This window comes from Calditrichota bacterium (genome assembly GCA_014359355.1).
GTDB lineage: Bacteria > Zhuqueibacterota > Zhuqueibacteria > JANLFK01 > Oleimicrobiaceae > Oleimicrobium.
This window is the reverse complement of sequence record JACIZP010000188.1, coordinates 1-18,133: the sequence shown is the minus strand read 5'-3', so window position 1 is coordinate 18,133 and position 18,133 is coordinate 1. Positions and strand designations below refer to the sequence as shown.

The 18,133-nt window shown below is 62.2% G+C and carries 13 protein-coding genes; 3 read left to right on the top strand and 10 right to left on the bottom strand.

Annotation, left to right across the window (positions count from 1 at the left end):
- The first annotated feature begins 91 nt into the window (after positions 1 to 91).
- From H5U38_08360 to H5U38_08350, 3 genes are all read left to right on the top strand, one after another.
- A complete protein-coding gene (locus H5U38_08360) occupies positions 92 to 643 on the top strand; it encodes a two pore domain potassium channel family protein (GenBank protein MBC7187031.1) in 552 nt (183 codons plus the stop codon).
- A gap of 165 nt (positions 644 to 808) precedes the next feature.
- Positions 809 to 2,143 (top strand): replication-associated recombination protein A, encoded by a 1,335-nt coding sequence (locus H5U38_08355; GenBank protein MBC7187030.1) that lies wholly within the window; start codon positions 809 to 811, stop codon positions 2,141 to 2,143.
- Positions 2,144 to 2,278: 135 nt separating this feature from the next.
- Positions 2,279 to 4,780, top strand: a complete 2,502-nt coding sequence (locus tag H5U38_08350; protein MBC7187029.1) for an LPS-assembly protein LptD — start codon at positions 2,279 to 2,281, stop codon at positions 4,778 to 4,780.
- A 66-nt stretch (positions 4,781 to 4,846) separates the two neighbouring features.
- On the opposite strand, the gene H5U38_08345 is transcribed toward H5U38_08350, so the two are convergent.
- The 10 genes from H5U38_08345 to H5U38_08300 form a co-directional block, all read right to left on the bottom strand.
- Positions 4,847 to 6,961, bottom strand: a complete 2,115-nt coding sequence (locus tag H5U38_08345; GenBank protein ID MBC7187028.1) for a T9SS type A sorting domain-containing protein — start codon at positions 6,959 to 6,961, stop codon at positions 4,847 to 4,849.
- Between the two features lie 34 nt (positions 6,962 to 6,995).
- Complete coding sequence (locus H5U38_08340) at positions 6,996 to 8,408, bottom strand: hypothetical protein (GenBank protein ID MBC7187027.1); 1,413 nt, start codon at positions 8,406 to 8,408, stop codon at positions 6,996 to 6,998.
- A gap of 54 nt (positions 8,409 to 8,462) precedes the next feature.
- Positions 8,463 to 10,496 (bottom strand): GAF domain-containing protein, encoded by a 2,034-nt coding sequence (locus tag H5U38_08335; protein MBC7187026.1) that lies wholly within the window; start codon positions 10,494 to 10,496, stop codon positions 8,463 to 8,465.
- Between the two features lie 26 nt (positions 10,497 to 10,522).
- On the bottom strand, positions 10,523 to 11,443 hold the full coding sequence (locus tag H5U38_08330; protein ID MBC7187025.1) for a DMT family transporter: 921 nt from the start codon (positions 11,441 to 11,443) through the stop codon (positions 10,523 to 10,525).
- Between the two features lie 4 nt (positions 11,444 to 11,447).
- Positions 11,448 to 12,377, bottom strand: a complete 930-nt coding sequence (gene rnz, locus H5U38_08325; protein MBC7187024.1) for a ribonuclease Z — start codon at positions 12,375 to 12,377, stop codon at positions 11,448 to 11,450.
- A 159-nt stretch (positions 12,378 to 12,536) separates the two neighbouring features.
- Positions 12,537 to 13,193, bottom strand: a complete 657-nt coding sequence (plsY, locus tag H5U38_08320; protein MBC7187023.1) for a glycerol-3-phosphate 1-O-acyltransferase PlsY — start codon at positions 13,191 to 13,193, stop codon at positions 12,537 to 12,539.
- 36 nt (positions 13,194 to 13,229) lie between these two features.
- Positions 13,230 to 15,011, bottom strand: coding sequence for a DegV family EDD domain-containing protein (locus H5U38_08315; GenBank protein ID MBC7187022.1), 1,782 nt, complete (start codon positions 15,009 to 15,011; stop codon positions 13,230 to 13,232).
- A 183-nt stretch (positions 15,012 to 15,194) separates the two neighbouring features.
- Positions 15,195 to 16,079 (bottom strand): dihydropteroate synthase, encoded by an 885-nt coding sequence (locus tag H5U38_08310; protein MBC7187021.1) that lies wholly within the window; start codon positions 16,077 to 16,079, stop codon positions 15,195 to 15,197.
- Positions 16,080 to 16,321: 242 nt separating this feature from the next.
- On the bottom strand, positions 16,322 to 17,032 hold the full coding sequence (locus H5U38_08305; GenBank protein ID MBC7187020.1) for an isoprenylcysteine carboxylmethyltransferase family protein: 711 nt from the start codon (positions 17,030 to 17,032) through the stop codon (positions 16,322 to 16,324).
- A 233-nt stretch (positions 17,033 to 17,265) separates the two neighbouring features.
- On the bottom strand, positions 17,266 to 18,078 hold the full coding sequence (locus H5U38_08300; GenBank protein ID MBC7187019.1) for a hypothetical protein: 813 nt from the start codon (positions 18,076 to 18,078) through the stop codon (positions 17,266 to 17,268).
- Positions 18,079 to 18,133 lie beyond the last annotated feature (55 nt).

The following is an 18,133-nucleotide window of genomic DNA, read 5'->3' as shown; positions in this document are numbered from 1 at the left end:
GCTTGGGGCTTTCGCCCACATCGGAAAGACCGGTGGCAGCTACGTGAAGGCAGGCGCCGTGGTGACGGCCACGGTTGGAGGCGCCATCTTAATGCACGCACTCGTCCGTGGCGGCCGCGAGCGCATCATGCGGGCGCTCCTCGGCCTGCCGCTTCTTTTTGTCGCAGGGGCAGTTGAGTATTACATTATCTGCCATCGCGATCTCTACTGGATCATCCTCACGCTGCTGGCAGTGGCGGTGGCGCTCAACGTGTACGAGTTCGCCCTCAGTCTGCGCGCCGTGTGGCGGCGGGAGATGGTTTCCCGGGAGAGCACCTTGGTGCAGTTCGTCTTCTTGTATGTGACGACGGTGCTCAGCTACACCCTCCTCTACACCATCCTCGACCCGCACGTACCGCATCGTCTTTTCAAGATGGAGAGCAGCATTGACCCGCTGCTGGACTTTCTCTACTTGAGCGTGATCACGGCGACTACGGTCGGCTATGGCGACATTGTGCCACTGACTGCGGGCGCGAAAGTGCTGGTCATGTCCCAGACGGTGATCTGCTACATCTTCCTGTCCATCCTCATAGGCCTCATTGTGAGCTGGACAGGAGGGCACGTCGGCCGGAGTTCTGGTGGAGGCAAACGGCCTTCGCGTTAACGCAGCGAGCGCAGGTGGCCGAATGGTGGCTCCTGGTGCGGCAGTTGAGGAGGGCGCTGGCGTGTTGCGAGTGCCCTTTTTTCATGCTTGATTATCAACTGGGTTTTGGCTAAATTCCATTGGCAAGAAGTGCGGAGGGGAAAAAAGGATCCAGAGGTCTTCGTCATGAGCCTTTTCCAACTCGAGCCCGAGGCAGAAGCGGTCCAGCCTGGTGCGCCCCTTGCGGATCGCGTCAGGCCGCGGACGCTCCGGGAGTTTGTGGGCCAATCTCACCTTGTGGGCGAGGGTAAGGTGCTTCGCCGGGCAATCGAGCGCGATGAGCTCATGTCCATGATCTTCTGGGGTCCTCCCGGGGTGGGCAAGACCACCCTGGCGCGGATCATTGCCCATGAGACGCACTGTACCTTCTACTCACTGAGCGCCGTGGCCTCCGGGGTCGGGGAGGTGCGCGCGGTCATCGACAAGGCCCGCCAGGCGCGGCGAAAGAGTGGCAGGCGGACCATCCTTTTCATCGACGAAATCCACCGGTTTAACAAGGCGCAGCAAGATGCCCTGTTGCACGCCGTCGAGGACGGCACCATTTTGCTCATCGGGGCAACCACAGAGAACCCCAGCTTTGAGGTTATCTCGCCCCTTCTTTCCCGTTGTCGGGTCTACAAGATGGAGCCGCTCAGCGAAGAGGAGCTGGCGCAGGTCATCGAGGGAGCTCTAGAGCGGGACGACGAACTTGCCAAGCTGCGGATCATTTTCGCCGAGGGGGCTCGGGAGCTCCTGCTAAAGCTTTCCGCGGGCGATGCGCGCGTGGCCCTCAACGCCTTGGAACTGGCGGTGCGGCTTGCTCCGCCAGGGAAGGAAGTCACCATTACTCGTGCGCTGATCGAGGAGGCGATGCAGCGGCGCACGCTCCTTTACGACAAGAAGGGCGACTATCACTACGACACCATCTCGGCCTTTATCAAAAGTGTGCGGGGCTCGGATCCCGATGCGGCGCTCTACTGGCTGGCGCGCATGCTGGAAGGGGGAGAAGACCCGCTGTTCATCGCCCGCCGGCTGATTATCTTGGCTTCCGAAGACATTGGTAATGCCGATCCCCATGCCTTGATGGTTGCGACGGCAGCGTTTCAGGCAGTGGACGCCGTCGGCATGCCCGAGGCCCGCATCGTTCTTGCCCAGGCCACTACCTATTTGGCATCGGCCCCCAAGAGCAATGCCTCTTACCTGGCCATTGAGGCGGCCACCGCTGAGGTGCGCCAGGAACAGCCGGGCTCCGTCCCCTTGCACCTGCGCAATGCGCCAACCCAATTGATGCGGCAGTTTGGCTATGCAGCTGGCTACCGATACCCTCACGACCACGGGGGCTTCGTGGAACAGGACTACTTCCCCAAAGAGCTCGGGCCACGCGTCTACTACAGGCCCACCGATAACGGCGTGGAGAAGCGCATTAGGGAGCGGCTGGAACAGCTGTGGCCGCAACGCGCTCGGCGGCCCAGGAGCGAGTAACTGCCGATGGTCTCGCCTGTTCCCAATCAGGGTCCATCGCTGGTCCGCTGGGTCATCGCGCTGAGTTTGTGCACCCTGTGTGCGCATGGGCTGTTTGCTTTTCCGTGCTGCCCCTCCTCGCAGCAGGACACCACTGTGGCCCCCCGTGCCCGTGCCGACCTTGACACGACCATCCACTACGAGGCGCTCGTCGTCGATAACCTTGTCGAGGAAAGGATCACTTACCTCGTGGGCGACGCGGTGGTCAGGTACCGGAACATGACCCTGCGCGCGGAGAGGATTACCGTTGACTGGGACAAGAACCTGCTCACTGCCGAGGGGGCGGCGGATACGGTGCTTGTGCCTTCCGAGAATCCGGGCGATTCGGTCCGGGTGGTGCGCTGGCGAGGGTTGCCTACCCTGGTGAGCGACGGCGAGACGATGACCGGGGAGAAGATGGTGTACAACACTGTCACGGACAAGGGGATCGTCGTGCGCGGGCGCACAGAGTTTGAGGGTGGCTTCTACGCCGGCCGGCAGATCAAGAGGGTAGGAGGGAGTGTCTACAACGTCTCCCACGGTGAGTTTACTACCTGCGATTTGGAGCAAGACCCTCACTACCACTTCTACTGCCGCCGCATGAAGATGATACCGGACGACAAGGTGGTGGCCCAGGGCCTGGTGATGTACGTGGGCAGCATTCCGGTGCTCGGCTTCCCCTTTGCGGTCTTTCCCCATCGTCGAGGGCGGCAGTCGGGCTTTCTCATGCCGCGCTACGGATACAGCGCACGTGAGGGGAACTACCTGCGCGGCTTTGGCTACTACTGGGCGCCAAACGATTACTTCGACGCCCAGGGGACGGTGGACTATTTCGAACGAAGCGGCTTCTTCTTCCAGGCGGGCGTCAACTATGCCCTGCGCTACGTGATGCGCGGCTCAGTGAACGGCTCCATTACCCGCAAGAATTTTACCTATGGTGTGCGCCAGCGGCGTTGGGACCTGCAGGTGCACCATTCTCACGAGTTTGATCCGACTCTGCGGATTTCTGCAGCGGGCTTCTTTGTGAGCGATGGCTCGTTCTACCGCGACATGAGCACCAACCTCGATACGCGTCTCACGCGCCAGCTGCGCTCCAATGCCACGCTCAGCAAGACCTGGAAGAACGGCAAGGTCGGCCTCACGGTCAATGCCTCCCATGTCCGCGACCTGCAGACCGACGAGACGACGCTGAGCTTGCCGCAAGCGAGTCTCTACGTGGCGCAAGGCCAGTTCTTCCCGCCTGCTTCCACTCGGCGAGAACGACGGGGGGCAACTCGCCCACCGACCGAGGAGCTGCGCTGGTATCAGGCCATCTACTACTCTTACTCATCGAACCTTCTGAATACGACAGTGACGCGCAAGTCTGAGCAGGGGGAGCAGAAGACGACGACCAGACGCCTGGCGCACCAGGTGGGCCTGTCCATGAACAACCCCCGCAAGCTTTTCGGCTGGCTGGGACTCAGTCAGTCCCTGAGCATTAACGAGGACTGGTTCGACCGCACGATGGACTACTTCCTCGTGGATTCCACAAATGTCATCGGCTCGCGGGAGGTGCACGGGTTTGCTGCCCGGCACCTGTTCAGCTATGGCCTCTCCGCGCACACGAAACTCTATGGTCTGTTTGCGCCAAACGTGCTCGGAGTCAAAGCGGTGCGGCACGTAGTGACTCCAACGCTCTCTTTTTCCTACCAGCCGGACTTTTCCCAGGCGAAGTGGGGGTACTACGAAGCGGTGGTGGACACGAGCGGTCGTGTGTACAAGCGCGACCGCTTTGGCGGTACCCCGATGGGTGGGCAGCAGCGCCTTTCCCTTCGTGTCAATAACGTTTTCCAGATGAAGACTGGGGAGGGCGAAAAGGAGCGCAAGTTTGACCTGTTCACCGTCGATTTGAGCACTGGCTTCAACTTCAAAGCGAAGGAGTACAAGCTCTCCGACTTGTACAGCACGCTCACCGCCAACCCTCTGCGCAACTTGAGCATTTCGGCCAGTGCCACGCACAGCTTCTACCGCTACGACTATGCGCTGCGCAGGACAGTGAACGACTACTTGTTTGACGCAGGAGGGCTGCTGCGCGGCAAAGTTGCCTGGCTGACCGGGATACGCTTCAATGCGTCGCTGCGGCTGGAGGGAAGGGGCAGGAGGAAGGCTGCTCCGCCCCAGCCAGTTGTCATCCCTGAGGGAGGTCAAGAGGAAGTCACACCCAGGGGTGTGTTCGACGAGGAGTTGCGCAGGCGTGGCGACCGCTTCGAAGAGTTGAGCACCTTCCAGGGGCTTGATATCCCGTGGTCGGTGAGTCTATCGTTTGGCTACGACAAGGAGCGGCGCAGCGATCCTGCCCACCCAAGAGAGCGCTACTATCTGGACGTGCGCGGACTGCAGATCCAGCTCACCAAGAACTGGCGCGCCGAGTACAGCGCGCATTTTGACCTGAAGGAGAAGCAGGTGGCCAGCCATCGCTGGGTCTTCTACCGCGACCTGCATTGCTGGGAGGCCATGTTCGATTGGGTACCCTCAGGGATTGCCAAGCGCTTCTACTTGCGCATCCAGGTGAAGGCGCCGCAGCTCCATGACCTCAAGTTAGAGGCGCGCGGTGGCAGAGCTGGTGTGTTCGGCTATTGAGTTTGGTGCGAACCGGGGAGTGTTCCGAAGGGGCGAGAGCGCTGCGGGGAGTGGTTCTGCCCCTCGTTACCGGAGGAGCACCAATTTGCGACAGCGCACCTGCCGCTGGCCCAGTTGCAGCCGATAGAGGTAGACGCCGCTCCCTAACGACCTGCCCCAGTCATCGCGTGCATCCCAGACGACGCGGTAGTGCCCCACGTCGTGCCATCCGCGTGCCATGGTGCGCACCACCTGGCCCGTAGCATTTATGAGAGTGAGGCTCACCTCCCCAGCTTCCGGGACGCTGTACTCGATGGTGGTTGTGGCATTGAAGGGATTGGGGTAGTTCTGGGCCAGGTGCCAGTCTTCGACGATGACCGGCTCTGGCCGGGGGCGCACGGTGAGGGACAAAGGCACCTCGGCAACGGGCATAGTCGTGTCGTTGGTGGTGATGGTGAGAAGACCGGGGTAGTCGCCCAGGGCAAGGGTCGCTGCGGACACTCTCACGCCCAAGTCGACCGAGCTGCCGGGTGCAATGACGCCTGCCGGACGGACAAGGCTCAGCCACGCGGCGCTCCGCACGCCGAAGCCGACGCGCCGCATCGTCCCTATGTCCTCGCCGTGGTCGACGAACAGGGTGCGCTGCCCGTCGCTTACCACGATTTCGTCTACGAAAAAGCCCACCAGCGTCGAGTCGTCCAGCGTGCAGAGGCCCATGTCGGAGGCAAAGGCGAAGCGGATCACCACGCTGTCCCCCTTGTAGGCCGCAAGGTCGAATTCCACTGGCCGCCAGCCGCCGCTCTTGCCGGTCCAACCTGGGATGCCCACGCCCATGTTCCAGCCCTGTTCAGCATTGCCGAAGCTCCACAGGCTGCGGCGGTCATAGGGAGGCGAGACAGGCTCGGCCACGCGGAAGGTACGGCCGTTGTCGGTGGAAACCCACACGTTGCATCCATCCCAGCCGTCCCACGGGGCTTCAGCACCGCCGGGGTCCTCCACTGCCCACATCCCCATCCAGCGCAGGCGGGGCGCCGAGGTGCGGGACAAATTCAGCGGCGGCGTCTCCAGATACTGCAGCCAGTGATTCTCGTACCCCTTGATAGCCGGGTCGCCGCACCACCAGCTCGACGAGTCGTACGCCATGAACGGGCTGGGATGGAACATGACTGGCAACTGATAGTCGATGGCGGAGTACTCGAGGGGGATGGCGCCCACGTTGCGCAGCGTGACGGTAGCTGTCGCTGAATCCCCCGGGGAGAGTGATATTTCCAGCCGGGCAGGTGTGACGGCCAAAGCGCCTCCAGTGAGCGCATCCCAGATGAAAGGCATGTAACGGCCCATGCCGCAATTGCCCCACTTGATGCGGAAGTACCCCTTGTCCCCCCAAGATGGGCCCCAGCTGTTCTTGCAAATCCAGCTCTGCTCGTAGTCGTTCCACCCGACAATCAAGATGCCGTGACCGCCGAGCTCTTTGCCCGACACGTGCTCGTACACGCCGCCTGCGTACGCGGTAAAGTCCTCGTAGACGGTGAAATGGGCTGAGACGGGATGCCGGTAGACCGCCGCCTTGATGTTTGCGGTGAGAGCTTCCTCAAAGGTGATGTATCCCCAGCCGGGGATCTTCACTGCCTGGGCGCGCCAGTCTTTGCACGCCTCGGCACAGGGAACTTTATCGTCTGCTTTGTAAGGCATGCACTTTTCGGGCGGGATGCCAGAGGTGCGGGCGAACTCCAGCACTCCGCCGATGTCCCCGCCGGAGCAGGAGCCAATCCCGGCGCAGGAGAGGACGAACTGCTCGGAGAGGTCCAGGGGCGGCGTGGCCGTCTGGGTATGGATCATCCACCAGGACTCGATTTGCGCAACCGCCGAAAAGTCCCAGCAGCTGCCACAGGCGCCCTGGTCGCGCACGCCGCTGACCCAGTTGCCGTTGTTGTCGCGCCAGTCGAATACCGGCGGGAGCTGCCCCGGGCGCTGTAAGACAAGGAGGGTGGCGCTGGTTGGATCGGGCGGCGCGAGAAAAGTCCCACACAGCGCCTGCTGCTCTGCGAAGGAGAGCTCGCTCACCCAATTGCTCGCCGCGGTCCATTGCGCGCCGTGCTCGGCGATGGCCCGCTTTAGAATGCTGAGCTCCTGGGCCCAGGCGTGGGAGGCCAGCAGGAAAAGGGCAAGGGGCGCTATCCACGAGCCCCTTGCCTGGCGCATCTTCCCGGTCCGGGCGGGCCGCTGCGGGCCTGGTTTATCGCAAGTCAGTGAAGATGGCGTACGTTGCCTTCTCGTGGTTGCCACGCCAGTACTCCAGGTTAAAGTCGCAGATCTCCAGCCAGCGATAGCAGGCCTGCTTCCCCTTTTCGACCTTCACTAACAGCACGCCGTTCGTCCCCCAGTTGTTGATTTCGCCAAACGGATTTGCCCCCAAGGGAAAGATGCCCAGCCGGTCTGTGCGGCCGGCGAGGGCGGGTTTTGGCCCGATGCGCTTTTCCGTATAGCCCAATGGTTCGGCCCGAAATACGCTCACCAGCGCATTGGGCAAGGGGCGGTAATCAGCATCCAGCACCAGAAGCTCATTGTCTGCCGGTAGATCGAGCAGATACTCGCCGAAGTGGCCGCGGCGCACCCCTTTGTCGCGATTCAGGGAGGCGGCGGTGTGCTCGCAGAAGAAATGCACCTCATCCTGGGGCAAGTAGATGCCCGTGTGCATGAGACAAAGCCGATATTTTGACCGATAGGCCTCACGGTTGACCAGGTTCTGTGCGGCGGTGACGTCCAGGCAATAGAGGTCGATGCGCCCGAGCTGATGCCCGAGCTCGTGGATCAGCGACCATTCGTGGGCAATCGCCCAAGGATTCTTCTCGTAGAATTGATCGGTCAGGTAAGTCGCCTTGAAGCCCCAACGTCCGTCCCATTCCAAGTCCTCTGGGGCATGCGTGCCCTCCGGGTCCAACTCTCCATCCGGGTGGATGGTAATCATGTCCAGGCGCACGCGCTCCACCACGCCTTGGGGCGTAGTGGGATAGACTGCGGCGCGAAACAGGTCGTTCATCAGCGCCACCTGGCTTTGCGCCCAGTCCTCCCACGAGTAGGTGCCCCATGAATTTTTGACGCTCCGAAAGTACTCGTACAGGGAGCGCTCCACATGGAAATGGAAAGTGAGCGCGTCTGTGCGATCGGTCAGCTGGTTGTTGCGCTGGCTGATTTCGGGGATCACATCTTGCGGGTCAACCTGGAAGGACACGGTGTGAGGGCCATCTTGCCAGCGCCAGACAAGCTTGAACACCGCTTCCTGCTCAGGAAGGAGAAGCCCTCCTTGCGAGGCTGCCACGACCTGCCCGTCGATCGCCCATAGGCAGGCAAAACCGGGGACTGGGGAGTCGCCATGATTGCGCACGTGAGCGGCAAAGGTGACGGTGTCGCCTGGAGCTGGCCAGCGTTTCTTCGCCTGCTCCTCAGCGGTCAGGTAGGGCCGAACGTCCCCAACTAAACCGTCCGCGCGCTGGTGGTAGGAGACTACCAGCCGCGAATAGCGGGGGGTGCGACTGATGAAAGTGACGTCGAGGTCAGGAAGTCCACTCGGTTTTTCCCCGGCACAGAAGAGCTGCCCCGGCCACGTCGAGCCAAGGGCGGCTAGCGCCAGCAATAGCCATCGGTGCACCACATTTCTCCTTGTGTTGAGGCGCTGCGCTCCCCGGGCCGGTGCGACCGCTTCTCAGGGCGTCGACTGCGGCCTTGCCACCTGACGATAGACCTCCGCCTCGACGAACAGGCGGAAGAGCTCTGCATCGAGGAGACCGGCGCGCACCTCGGCGGTGAGGATATCCAGAGCCTTTTCGGGCGGCACGGCCTTCTTGTAGGGGCGATCCCACGCCGTAAGAGCGTCGTAGATGTCGGCGATGGCCATCATCCTGGACTGCAGGGGAATGTCTGGGGCGGAAAGGCGCCGTGGGTAGCCGCTGCCGTCCAACTTCTCATGGTGCGCGTAAGCGATCTCGGGCACCGGCTTCAGCTCTGACGTCCAGGGGATCTTGCTCAAGAAATTGTAGGTGTGAGTGACGTGGGACTCGATTTCGGCGCGCTCTTCGTCGCTCAGGCTCCCCTTGGTGATAGAGAGCAGCTTGACCTCCTCCTCGTCCAGGTAGCGAATGCGCTCGCCATCATCTTCGTACCAGAGCTGCGCTATCTCGAGGAGCTTGTCCAGACCCCCTTGCTGCAGCACAGTCGGTTCGTTGGCCCGGATGATGAACTCCAAGTAATCGTCCAGCTCGCGCAGCCGGCGTGCGAACTCTTCGTCAAGGTATGCGCACGCTCGCAGGGCTTCTTCGCGCGAGGTGGTCAGAAAGTAGTTCACCTTCTCGGCCGTGTAGCGTTGCTGCAAAGCCCGCTTGAGGTAGCGAAACCTCCCTTTGATGATTTCCAGCTGTGCCGGGTAGAGCTTTTTCGCCTTGACCAGCACGTGCTCGCGCACACCGATCTTGCCAAAGTCATGGAGCAAGCCTGCGTATTTGATCTGCTGGATCTGGTCGCGGGTAAAGTGCACGGTGCGGTATGGCCCAGTCTGTACGCGGTCAACCACCTCGGCGATGCCCACCGACAGGGTGGCTACCCGCTCCGAGTGGCCGTAGGTGGTGGGATCTCGCTGTTCGATGGCCAGCACAGAGGCGCGCACGAAGCCTTCGAAGAGCTCCTTGATTTCTTGGTACAGGCGTGTGTTCTCGATAGCTACTGCTGCCTGGCTGGCTAAGGACGAGGCCAAGTGCACGCACTTGTCGTCGAAGGGCAGTATCTCTTGCTCGATGGACTCTGGGCTGGTCAGCTTAGCTTCCCAGCGTCGCTTGCGATTAATAAGCTGCAGCACACCGATGATTTCCCCCTTGTGCGTGCGCATGGGGATGCCGAGGATGGACTTGGTGCGGTAGCCGGTGCTCAGGTCGAAGCTGCGGTTGTGGCTGAACTCGGCATCCTCGGGCAAGGCATAGGCATCCTCGATGTTCAGCGGCTCCCCGGTGAGTGCCACATAGCCGGCGATGCTCCGCTTCTCGATGGGCATGACAAACTCGTTGTAGCTGATCTGCAACGAGTCGTTATGGGAGAGCTTGAAGCGGAGCTGCTTGTTGGCGAAGGGGTTGCGCTCATCCACGGGCGCGCCAGGGATCTCCTCCACGAGGTAAAGACTGCCTGCGTCCGCACAGGTGATCTCCCGGCTCTTGCGCAGGATCATTTCCAGAAGCACGTCCAAGTCGCGTTCCGAGGAGAGAGCAATGCCTATCTGGTTGAGCTCGTGCAGGTCTTGCGCCTGTTCTTCCAACTGGGAGGCAAGGGTGCGGAGCTCGCGGCGCAGTCGAAGGTAGGACTGGGCGTTTTGCACCAACCGCACCAGGCGCAGCGACGAAGCGCTTGGCTCCAGCACATCGTAGACAAGGTTCGGCTCGAGGTTGGCCGGCACGCCATCTCCCAGGATCGCTACAAGCAACTGTTCCCCCTGCCACCCTTTGCGCACCGCCGCAGTCACGTCTGGTGCGGCCACTGCCTGCGGGTGCGCGATGAGGAGACATGGGCCGTCCCCGTCGAGCCTGCGCAGCAGCTCAGCGTGTGAACCTGCTACCAAGAAGTCAACTTCGTGCCCCAACAGTTGCTGCGCCTCAGCGAAAGGGAGGCTGACCTCGTCCCCACTGACAATCACCCGAAAACTGCTGTGCATGATCACCTGCCGGACAGTGATGTCTTCTAAGCTTGCTCGCCGCACAAATATACCACCCGACGAGCAGAATTTCAACCGCTTTCTCCCGTGTCGGGCGCTGCTGCCGTCCTTGCCGTTCCGGCGCGCGCTGTGAGATACACTCCTGCCAAAATCACTATACCGCCAAGTGCCTTTGTGGCGGAAACCGACTCGCCAAGGATGAAGTTGGCCAATACCGTGGCCCCCACCGGTTCGCCGAGGACCAGCACTGAGACCACCGAAGCCGGCAAGAAGCGCAGACCGTAGTTGAAGCTGGTGTGACCAATCACCTGGGGCACCAAGCCGATCAGCAGAAGCAGGAGCAAGGTGTTGGCGGGATATGGCCCAAGTCGCGCGCCGCTGAACAGGGCGAGCGCCGTGAGCAGGATAGCCGCCGTGCTGTACACGACCGCGGCGTAGTGCAAGATGCCAATCGTCGCCCGCAACCGCCTCCCGGCCACCCAGTAGCCTGCTGCCCCTACTGCTCCAGCTAAGGCCAGAAGGTCACCTTGCAGCGTATCCACCCCTGAACCCCAATCCTGGCTGGCGATGACAACGCCCCCCGCCATGGCAAGGCCGATACCTAACCACAAGAGTGGCTGCACGCTCTCGCGGAGAATGAAGCGGGAACCCAAGGCGACGAATATCGGAGCCGTTTGCACCAAGACCACGGAGCTGGCAACCGAGGTGTAGCGAAGAGAGGTGATCCAGGTGGCGAAATGAAGACAGAGGAAGGCGCCAGAGCAAACCGCAATGCGCAGTTGCGGCGGCGAAAAGGGGCGGAGAGGCGACCCACCCTTCACCAGCGTGGCGGCTACGAACACGGAGGCGGCGATGGTCAGGCGGTAGGCAGCGATGGTGAGCGGCGGCGCAGCGCAGAGCTTGATGAGAATGGAGGCCGAAGAGACCGCCAGCAGGCCGACGATCACCAGGGCCCAGATCAGGCGCGAGGTCCGGTGGGAGGAAGAGAGCATGCTCTCAGTCTCCTTCCTGCAGTGGCACGGTCACGCTCATCAGGTCTGAGGCGACCTCTGCTTCTGCAAACCGAGCCCGACTCTCATTGAGCAGAGGCGAAACATCATCCACGTAACGCGCGCTGATGTGGGTGAGAATGAGGCGCCGTGCACCGGCGCGCGCCGCAATTTCTGCTGCCTGCCGCGCCGTGGAGTGGCCGGTCTCATGGGCACGATCGGCTTCGTCTTGGGCAAAAGTGCCGTCGTGGATGAGGAGGTCAGCACGTTCCGCCAGCAGGGCGGCAGAAGCGCACGGCCTGGTATCGACACAGTAAGCGACTCTCCGGCCGCGACGCGGTGGGCCGACAACGGCTTCAGGCTGGACAAGCCTGCCGTCGGAGAGGAGGACTGGCTCGCCCCGTACCAACGCAGCTCGCTGCGGCCCCTCCGGGATGCCCAGCTGGTTCGCCTTCTCTGCGTCGAATTTCCCCGGCAGGTCGTCCTCCACGAAACGGAAGCCCAGGCAGAAGGCAGTGTGCTCCAATGGCCGTATTTCGAGTGTTGCTTTGGACAGGCGCAGCGCCACGTACTCATGCTCCGGCGCCACCTCCGTGACCTGCAGGTCAAATGATGGTCGGGTGCCGGTCAGCCGCTGCGTTGTGTGCAGGTACTCGCCCAGGCCCAGCGGCCCGACGATTTGCAGAGGCGCCGCACGGGACATCAGGTTCTGCGAGGCCAGGAGCCCAGGCAGCCCAAAGAAGTGGTCGCCGTGCAGGTGGGAAATGCAGATGCAGGTAATCTTGTGGGGCGAGAGGCCCGCGCGCTGTAGCTGAAACTGCGTCCCCTCGCCACAGTCGAAGAGTGTGATCACTCCGCTGTGACAGAGGGTCACCGCAGGAAGCGCCCGATTGGGCATGGGCACAGAGGCTCCGGTGCCGAGAAAAGTCACCTGCACGTCTGGTTTCCGTCTCCACCTACGACGTCAACAGCCGGTTAGCGTCGAACTGCAGCGCCGATCGCGCGCGGTCCGCACGGCTGTGCGTCCGGTTGCCGGAAGATGGGCTCACCTGCGCGCTGGCCTCAGCGGCTGTTCGCTGGCCATTGGCGGCTCTGCCTATTCGTGCGCTGCCTCTTGAGTCCCTTGGCGCTTGCTGCCGAAACGGTTTTCGGTCCCGGCCATCAGCCTACGGATGTTGCTGCGATGGGCAAAGACGATGAGCGCCGCGACCAGGGCCGCGAACACCAGCAAGTACGCATCGACGGGCCAATGGAATACCTGTCTGAAGAGGATGAGCAACGCGGGCAAGAGGATCACCGCGGTGAGCGAGGCCAAGGAGACATAGCGAGTGGCGAAGGCGACCGCAAAAAAGACTGCTGCGCAGATGAGGGTGGCCAAAGGATACAGCGCAAGCATTACGCCGGCACCGGTGCCGACCCCTTTGCCGCCGCGGAAGCCGGCGAAAACGGTGTAGATGTGACCCACCACTGCAGCGGTCCCGGCCAGGATCTGTACAAGAGCAGGGTGGTCAGGAATGGCTGAGAAAGCCAGCGGAGCGATGAATCGCGCCGCGACAAATCCTTTGCCGACGTCGACCACCATCACCAGGAGGGCAATTCGCCAGCCCAGCACGCGGAGCACATTGGTGGCACCGGCGTTGCCGCTGCCATAGTCGCGGATGTCGATGCCGCGAAACAGTTTGCTGGCGATGATGCTGGTGGGAACGGACCCCGCCAAATAGCTCAGCACGATCACGATGAGCAATTTCAGCATAGCGATGGCTTTTCCTCCACGTACACGCTGCTCCGCTCAGGCTGGATCCATGCCCAGCACGGCGACCGCTGCAGCCCCGGGTCCCACATGCGCGCCGAGCACCGGGGCGGCATCAAGCACCCAAATCCCTTGCTGGCCAGTGGCCGCCTCGAGGCGGGCCGCCAGCCAGTTGCCAAGCTCCGGAGCGTGCGAGTGCGCCACGGCAAAGCGGGGTGCAGCAAGTCTCCGGGCGTGGCGGATGGCCAGTTTGACAATCTTCTCAAGAGCCATCTTCATCCCTAAGGTCTTTGCCAACTCCACCGCCTCGCCCTGTTCGTTAAGGCTGATGATCGGTCTAACCCCGAGCAGGGTGCCGATGCCACCCTTCAGCCAGCCGACCCGGCCGCTGCGCATCAAATAGCGCAGGGTCGGCACTGCCAAGTAGATGCGCACGTTGTCAGCAGCTCTTTGCGCGCGTGCCACCACCTCATCCACGTCAAGGCCCTGGCGGATAGCCTCCACTGCCTGCTCAACCACCAGGCCCAAGGCGATGGAAGCGCATTTTCCGTCCACTACGTGCACCCTTCTCTTTGGGCACTGCTGGGCAGCGATCTTTGCCGCCTGCAGCGTGCCGCTCAGTGCCCCTGCTAGATGGATCGCCACCACGGATTGGTGCCTCGCCAAAGCTTGGCGGTAGATGCGCAGCACGTCTCCAGGCGCTGGCTGGGAGGTGGTGGGATGGACCGCGGAGGTGAGCAGTTTCTGGTAAAAGGCGTCCGGCTGGAGTTCGAATTTGTCCAGGTATGACTGGGCGCCGAAACGGACGGTGAGCGGCACCACGAAAATGCGGTGCTCCCGCATGAAGTCGTCGGGCAAATCGCAGGAACTGTCCGTGACTAAAGCGATGCCTTTGCGCTTTGGCTGCGCCTTGGGAGGGCGGAGCGCGCGCATGTCGTCAATCTTGACTGCCGAGACCTGACCGTACTTGGCCAGGAGTTGCAATGCCGCTTGGGGGTCATCGGTGTGCAGGTGGACGCGCATCTTGGCACGCCGGCCGGCGACAATGAGCGAGTCCCCCAGCGGGCTGAGCAGCCGCGCCAGGCTGCGGCGTCCTGCCCGGGATTCTGACAGGAGACATTCTGTGCAATACCGGTACTTTGACGCGTCTGGCGATTCTGTGCGCGGCAGGCGGAAACGGTGAGCGATGCGGCGTCGCAACGCCGCGCCTCGAATGCGGCCGGTTTCGATAAAGTCGACAATCCCTTCCAGAAGGTGCACAAAACCTTGCGCGCCCGCGTCGACCACGCCCGCGCGCGCCAGCACATCCAACTTGCGAGGCGTCTCGGCCAGGGAGCGCCGTGCCTCACCCAACGAGTCGCGGAGGAGTTCGGCAAAGTCAGTCTTGCGCTCTGCGTGGCGGTGGAAATGAGCCGCCCAGTCGCGCATCACCGTGATGATGGTGCCCTCTCGCGGATTGGCAATGGCCTGCCGTGCGCGCTCTGCTGCGCGCAACACCGCTCTGCCGAAGGCGCGCGTGGATACGCGCCACTTGCCGCGCAATTCCTGGCGCAAGCCCTCGAAGAACTGGGCGAGAATCGCCCCGGAGTTGCCGCGCGCGCCATTGAGCGCCGATTCGGCAGCCACTCTGCCCACATCGGCAATGGAACGCCCCTCGCACTGCGCCACTGCCTCGGCAACCGAGGACATCGTGGTCGCCATGTTCGTGCCGGTGTCGGCATCCGCCACCGGGAAGACGTTGATGGCATCCAGCTCACGCTGTGCGCGAATCACAAAATGGGAGCCCGCGACGATCGCCCGCTTCAGGCGCTGCCCGTCCAAATAGCGTATCTTTGTTTCCGTTGCTCTTCGTGCCGTTGTTGAGATCCTTTCTCCAAAACACTCGCCGGAAGGCGATCTGCTTCCTTTGCCCGAATCGTCCGCCCGGCAAGCCTCTCCTGGCAGCGCCGTGTTTTTCCACCGCTGCCGCGCCCTAATCGCTGCTCTGTGGCTCTTTTCAATCGCTCAACGCCCAGCGCCGCTGCGAAAATGGTGCAGCCAGCGGGCGGCCATTTCGTCACGGCCCGCCAGGAGGTCGCACGCCAGCACCGCCTTGATGACCTCAGGTCGCGTGGGGTCGGCAATGGGACAGTTGACCCCCATGGCAATGGCCATGACCAGCATACTGAGGTTGAGCGCGGCTCGATCCGGCAGGCCGAAGGAAGTGTTACTCACGCCCAGAGTCAGATTGGTGCCCAAGTGTTCCCGAATCAGCCGCGCCGTCTCCAGCGTCACTGCAGCGGCTCGCGTGTCGGTGCTCACAGGCAGAGCAAGGGGGTCAAGTATCACGTCTGCGAGGGGGATGCCGAAACCCACGGCTTTATTGACGATCGTTTCGGCCACCTGCAGTCGACGGCGGGGGTCGGAGCTGATCCCCTCCTCGTCGTAGCACAGGCCGATCACCGCGGCTCCGTGCCGCACGGCCAGAGGGAGGATCGTGTCCAGAGCCTGCCTCTCGCCCGTGGTGGAGTTGATGATCACCTTGCCGTCGCAGATCGCCAACGCTGCCTCCATGGCCTTGGCGTTGCCGCTGTCGAGGGCCAGCGGTAGGTCCGTGCACTCCATTGCCGCTTGCACGGCAGCGGGCAACAGCTCCACCTCGTTGACCCCGTCTGTGCCGACGTTGATGTCGATCACCCCGGCCCCGGCAGCGGTTTGTTCCTGTGCCCACCGGCGCACGCTGGACAGGTCGCCGCGACGCAGCTCCTCGGCGAACTGCTTCTTCCCGGTGGGGTTGATCTTTTCGCCGATGATCACCACCGGCTCTTCTGGACCGATCACCACTGTCCGGCCACTGGGTCGGCTGAGGACGGTGCGCAGGGGAGATCGATTGTCGCCGTTCCTCACCACGTCACACCTCGTCTTACTCCTTGCCCTCAAGGGGCTTTCCGGTGACGTCTCCCAACGCCAGGGAGAGCTTGCCGCACTGGAAGCTGCAGCTCAATCCTAGCGGCAAAGTGAACTCACGCAATTCCCGATAAGACGAATGTTGCTGGCCATTTGTCTTATGGCCAGACGAAGCGGGGGCAAAGTCTACACAAAGGGCTCCTCGCATTAACCCTGGGGCCCCGCTGACCACTGTGCGTGTTGCATCAGACATCGTCACTCAGCGGGCCACCATTGGGCAAGAGATGTGCTTCCTGGGCGAATGGTTCATGCCCGCACACTTCGCCGCGGAGAACAGTCGCCCGCCACAGATACCAGCGCGGATCTATGGCTGGAAAGAACTTACGGGTCGTCTGCATGTAGCGGCGATAGTTCTCTCCGAACCGCTCGATGAGCAAAGCCTCTTCTTTTCGCAGGCGGAGGGTCATCAGGGAGAGGATGATCGCCGTCCCCAGGAGCCCGATCCCCAGGTTCTCTGAGATCAGGAAGGCTGCTATGAAAAGCAGCAGGTATGACGAATACATCGGATGCCTGACCCAGCGGTAGGGGCCTGTTTGCACCAGGGTGTGGTGCGCCTTGGGGACGATGGAGGTAGTGAAGTTGGCTCCCAAGGCGTGGTGCACCGCCCAGAGCACCACCAGAGCCGCGAGGCCCAGCACCAGCCCTGTCAGGCGCGCTGCCGTCGGCAGCGGTACGGTCATCCACGATAACCTCTGCGGATCAAGGCAGTAGCAGAGGGTCACCAAGAGAAGAGGCACGCCAAAGAGGACGCGAACGGCCAGCACAAGATTGCCTTCTGCTCGCAAAGGGGGCCGCTGTGTCAGCACTCCCGCCTTCGCACGGTAGTAGAGGCGCATGACGCTGAGCAGGCTGAAGATGGCAAAGAAGCTGATTCTGAAGAAGGAAGGCGAGGTCATCTTCTTGGCTCTGTGATCGGGTTATGCACGTAGATGTGTCTCTCCAAAACAGTCGTAGACACGGTTGTCAGCTGCGCCTGGCGATGGACAAGAATTCAGGTGTGCCCGTGGCGCATCTCCCGCAGGGAAGGTGCCTCTTGGCAGGCCCTCAGGCGTCGATGGCAGTTCCTTGGCTCCTGTCCGCATCCTCAGTTGCCTAAGAACATTGTTCCTTCTTTCAAGACAGGCTACGCTCATGAGAATTGCGCCGTGGTGACAGTCCCCAACAGGGCACCGGGTGCCGACCCAGTGTGCAGCCGGCCCTGCACCCCAGTGGCGTCGTGGTACTGGGCCAGGATGTTCTGGAGCACGTCGTCGGTGTTGGCCGCAGCGGCCACGGCCACGGTGCCACCGGCACGCCGCCCGGTCGCTCTGGCCCCATAAAGGCCTTGCAGCGGGCCGCGCTCCTTGACCATACTCACTAACAGGTCTGCCTCACGGCTGGACAGGTTGCAGTCACGGCGCGAGCTCTCGTGCGAGTCGAACATCAATCTGCCCACGCGTTCCATCCGCTCATCCAGCTCCGCGCCGGTGTCGCTGAGCAAGGCCAACATTTGTTCGGCGCGGCGATGCTCCATTAACAGGTGCTCAGTGCAACTGCGTACGCGATAGGTGTCGGAAGGGCTCACCGCCAAACGGGCGTCGGGCAGTCTGCCGTGGGTAGCGCGGAACTGCTTTCCGGTGATCTTGGCTGGCAGCAGGCGTCGGTATGAGGCGAAATCGGCCACAGGTATGTTACAGAGGTAGCCGTCAAATCCTTGAGGGAGATGTTTCGCCTTGCGGGCGTGGTCAAGAATGATCTTCGTGCCCATGCAAGCCGCAACCTGGGCTCGCGCGTAGTGATCGTTCTCCGCCTTGCTTCTGACCATGGTGTTGAGTCCCACAAAGCGCACCTCTTTCGGGAGGGACACTCGCTTGATGATCTCCCCGGGTTGGCAGCGGATGGCCAGCACCTCGTGGCTGCTGCAAAGGGACACGGTAAGGTGGTCGGCGATACTGGCGTCCATGCCCAACAGGCGCGTCTCCACGCGATGACATAGCGCGGGAGCCTCTGCCCCGGGC